Annotated in this window: 4 protein-coding genes; 2 read left to right on the plus strand and 2 right to left on the minus strand. The window is 62.9% G+C overall.

The annotated features are described in order from the left end of the window. Positions 1 to 67: 67 nt before the first annotated feature. Positions 68 to 514, plus strand: coding sequence for a hypothetical protein (locus EV683_RS14035; protein ID WP_131863204.1), 447 nt, complete (start codon positions 68 to 70; stop codon positions 512 to 514). A 103-nt stretch (positions 515 to 617) separates the two neighbouring features. Here the strand turns inward: EV683_RS14035 and EV683_RS14040 are convergent, their stop codons facing one another. Together EV683_RS14040 and EV683_RS14045 are read right to left on the minus strand one after the other, a co-directional pair. Further along, positions 618 to 1655: a phage portal protein gene (locus tag EV683_RS14040; protein ID WP_131863205.1), complete on the minus strand. Its 1038-nt coding sequence runs from the start codon at positions 1653 to 1655 to the stop codon at positions 618 to 620. Then, the gene (locus EV683_RS14045; RefSeq protein ID WP_131863207.1) at positions 1655 to 3421 is read right to left on the minus strand and encodes a terminase ATPase subunit family protein; all 1767 of its coding nucleotides are present in this window, start codon (positions 3419 to 3421) and stop codon (positions 1655 to 1657) included. Before EV683_RS14045 ends, EV683_RS14040 begins: the two co-directional genes overlap by 1 nt. Positions 3422 to 3576: 155 nt before the next feature. Between EV683_RS14045 and EV683_RS14050 the strand changes: the two genes are divergently transcribed. After that, entirely contained in the window at positions 3577 to 4005 is a 429-nt protein-coding gene (locus EV683_RS14050) for a GPO family capsid scaffolding protein (protein ID WP_131863206.1), read from the plus strand. The last annotated feature ends 55 nt before the right edge of the window (positions 4006 to 4060 follow it).

Consider the following 4060-nt stretch of genomic DNA (forward strand, 5'->3'; position numbering starts at 1 on the left):
AGGCTTCCGCATGAGGGAACAAGCGGAGCAGGAGCAGAAATTTTTAACCGACTTTACCAAGTAGGTCTTGGCCCTAATCCTGGGGGCAGGTCAGAACGCATTGCGCAATTCAAAGAATTATCCGAATGTCGAACCATATCGTGCGGAGCTGGAAGCTTTCGCCAAACGCGTTGAGGGTGCCAAGGAAATCGGCTTCCACGAGTTCGCGCGCCGCGGAGAGGCGTTAGCTGCCTACGACGGCTTGTATCGGCACCTCTCCCATCACGCACTGCACTCCACACTCTCCGCAGTCGACGACTATCTGGCGAAGGAAGCAGATGGCGAGTATCACGTCCTATACCGGCCGCTTCTTAAGAAGATCCCGGCATCTGTGCTGACCTCCTGCGCCGGTATCCTCATCGCAAGCTTTGCCTGCGAGAAAGCCAAGATCAGCACGCCGGCCATCTCGAAGTCCATCGCAGCTCTGTGGGCAGAGTATGAGTCGCTTTACAACGAGCTCCAGCCGTGGGCCTGATCCCCCCTCACCTTTCAGGCCGACTGAGATGTTTTATGTCCTAGGCAGCAGAAAGGCCGCCCGAAGGCGGCCTGGCGATGGCAGGTGCTGTGCGGCCGGCTAGCTAGGCGACAGCATCGGCAAGGGCATACGGCTCGAAGCTGACCACCTCCTCCCCTATCCAGTCGTTCAGCTCCTCGAAGCGCGCCTGCAGCGGCCGGATCTCGTTCTCGTAGAACACCTTCGCCGCCTTGCCCGCGTCGCCGAAGCCGCCCGTGTTGTTTGGGATGATGCCCATCAGCTGCGGCGGCACTCGGTGCGCGGCTAAGACGTCGTCGCGCGTCACGTTTTTGATATTGAAGAACTCGTCCTTGGCCGCGACCTCACTGATCGGGATGATCTGGATTCCGTCCTTCTTCCCGTTCGGCGCGTACATGAACAGGTTGCGGAAATTGCCCGGCCCCTTGCTGTCCTTCAGCGCCTTGCGCAGCGCATCGACGTCGCCCTGGTTCTGCGCCGCGTCCGTCAGGTACAGGATGAACCCGGCGTGACTGCCGTTGAGGTAGTACTTGCGCCGGAATAGCGTGGCGCTCTCGTTCAACCAGGCGCTGTTGAGCGCTGCGAGGTACTCGGGCAAGCCGTACACCTCCTGGTTGATGTCATGCTCCATCAGGTGGAACACCTCGCCGAGCTCGCACTCCTGGTTCCAGCCCGGCACCCACCAGTAGCGCGCGAGGTCGACGCCGCGGCGCACGAACTTGGCCGGCGCCGGATCCAGCCTCATCACTCCGCCCAGCCGGTTCTTCACTACCTCGGCATACAGGTTGCCGAACACCAGATAGTCCTGGGCCAACTGCTGGAACGCCGACCGACTCAGAAACGGATGCGGCTTGAACGTCGACGCCAGCACGTTGCGCTTCACCGCGATCGCGCTGTTGTGATGCACCGAGGCGCGCCAGCTGCGCGCGAGACCCTCGAAGCTGATCGGCGGTTCGTACCACCTGCCCGCATTCAGGCATTCGGCGTAGTCGAGTATCTCGCGCCGGTCGAGCACCGGCGTCGGGTCGCCAAAGCTGAAGGCCTGGATGCCGGTGTCGGCCGAGGCGGCCGGCGCTGCCTCCGATGCGGCACGGTGGTGACTGGATGGGCGACGCTTGGCCATCAGGAAAACTCCATAAAGCCGGAGTTGGCCGTGGTCGCCCCCTCCAGCGGTTCGTTGAAAAGGGCGTGCATGGTTGCCCATGCGATATCTGCGTGGCTGGTCTCTTCCGACCGGCCCGCCTGGTAGGTCGCTTGGCGGCCGGACGGCGTCAGGACTTTCTTGATCGCCATGAAGCTGGCCGCGATGTCGGTGTTGCCGGCGTCGTACTCCAGCCGGCCGTTGTGCAACACGTTCAGCGCCTTCAGCACCATCTTGGTCTTCAGCTCAACGTTGTAGCTGAAGGCCACCGCATCCGGGCGGAACTTCTGCACTAGCTGATACACCGCCGAGCCGATGCCGGTCACGTCCATGCCGATGTACGCCACGTTGAAGCGGTCGCAGGTGTCCTTGATGAACTTGGCCTGCGCCTCGTAATCCGGCCCCTGGAACTGGTGACGCTCCAGAATGCGGAATTTCCCGCCCGGCACCGCCGGCGGCGCCAGCACCACCAGCGCCGCCTTGTCTCCGCCATTCGACGGGTCGTAACCCAGCCACACCGGCCGGCTCCCGAACGGCCGCATCGAGAACGGCTTCCAGTCGGCCCATGACTCCCAGCTGTCGACCATCGCGCGCTGCATCAGGTTGAACGCGAACACGCTCTCGCCATCGTCGATGAACTGGCACAGGAACAGCTGGGCGAACACCTCCGGCGTGTTCTTCCGGCGCAGGTAGTCCAGGTCGAACAGGTTGCAGCCGCCGGCGAGCGCGTCCTCGATCGTCACGATCTGCCGCCACAAGCCATCCGCGCCGCGCACCCCGCCCTGCAGCGCCGCATGACTGACATCCAGACGGATGTGCTCCGATTTCGGCCGCCCCTGATTGAACTCCTCGCCGGTCCACCACTTGTAGGCCTCGTGGGTCACGGTCGACGGTGTCGAGAAATAGGTGCTGCGGTACTGCGTCTGGGAGGCGATCGCGCTGGCCAGATCGCGCAGCTCGCGATAGCGCGGGATCCAGAAAAACTCGTCCAGGTAGAGGTTGCCGTGGTAGCCCTGGGCGGTGCGGGAATTGGTGCCCAGGAACGCCAGCTCGGCGCCGTTCGGCAGGATGATCGTCTCGCCCTTCAGGTCGACATCCGCCGCCTGCTTGGCGAACTTCACGATGTAGTTGCGGAACAGCAGCGCCTGGGCTTTCGAGGCCGACAGGAATATCTGGTTGCGCCCGGTGTCGATCGCGTCGATCAACGCCTCGTGGGCGAAATAGTAGGTCGCGCCAATCTGGCGACTTTTCAGGATGACGCGATCGCGCTCGGCCAGCCCGGCCCGGTACCAGTGCTTCTGGTAGCCGAACATCCGGTCCAGGAACGCCGCCCGAAGCAAGGCGGCCTGTTCGTCGCTGATCGCGTTCTTCTCGGGTTTGCGCTTCGGCGCCGCGTTGCGGGCGGCGATCTTCGGGTTGAGATCGACCTCACGCCCGGTCTCCTGGTACTTGCCCACCCGCGCCATGCGCTCGACCTGCCGTCCAAGCAGGTCGATTTCCTTGAAGTCCTTCCCTTCCTTGTTGTCCTTCAGGATTAGCTGCTGCAGCCGCGCTTCAATCGTCGACGCGATGCGCTCGGTCGGATCCGACTCATCCCAGGCATCGCGCCGTTTCCAGCTGTGGACAGTGGCCGCCTTTTCGCCAAGGTACTCGGCGATGCGCGCGATCCGCCACCCCTGCCAGTACAGGGCGCGGGCCAGCCGGCGAGGGTCCAGATCGGTCGAAGTCGTGGGGGTGATAGCACTCATGCCCGCCAGTCTGCCGCGCGCGCGGAATGCCGCCTGCAGGCCGTTCTTGTGCCAGCAAGTCACACAACCAGCATCGGTTGAGCGGTCGTCTTTAGGGTTTCAGCATGAGCGCATCTCATCCGAGCCGCTCGGCTCACCCGCAAGAGGATCCGTACATGGCTGGCAAGTCCAAGAAATTCCGCGTCGCGACCGAAGGAGCGACGACCGACGGCCGCATCATCGAACGCTCGTGGATCGAGCAGATGGCCAGGAACTATGACCCGAAGCGCTACGGTGCCCGCGTCAACATGGAGCACATCAAGGGCTACACCCCAGACAGCTCGTTCAAACGCTACGGCGACGTGCTCTCTCTCAGCGCAGCCGAGAACAGCGAAGGCAAGCTGGAGCTGTTCGCGGTGATCGACCCGACCGACGAACTGGTCACCATGACCACCAAGAACCGCCAGAAGGTTTACACCTCGATCGAGGTTAATCCGAAATTCGCCGACACCGGCGAAGCCTATCTGGTCGGCCTCGCCGTCACCGACGACCCGGCCAGCCTGGGTGACCTGCCCCCAGGATTAGGGCCAAGACCTACTTGGTAAAGTCGGTTAAAAATTTCTGCTCCTGCTCCGCTTGTTCCCTCATGCGGAAGCCTGC

This window comes from Crenobacter luteus (genome assembly GCF_004345725.1).
Lineage (GTDB): Bacteria > Pseudomonadota > Gammaproteobacteria > Burkholderiales > Chromobacteriaceae > Crenobacter > Crenobacter luteus.

Coding starts and splice junctions, on each gene's coding strand:
- EV683_RS14045 (WP_131863207.1), bottom strand. CDS start 3,421: ATGAGTGCTATCACCCCCACGACTTCGACCGATCTGGACCCTCGCCGG.
- EV683_RS14040 (WP_131863205.1), bottom strand. CDS start 1,655: ATGGCCAAGCGTCGCCCATCCAGTCACCACCGTGCCGCATCGGAGGCA.
- EV683_RS14050 (WP_131863206.1), top strand. CDS start 3,577: ATGGCTGGCAAGTCCAAGAAATTCCGCGTCGCGACCGAAGGAGCGACG.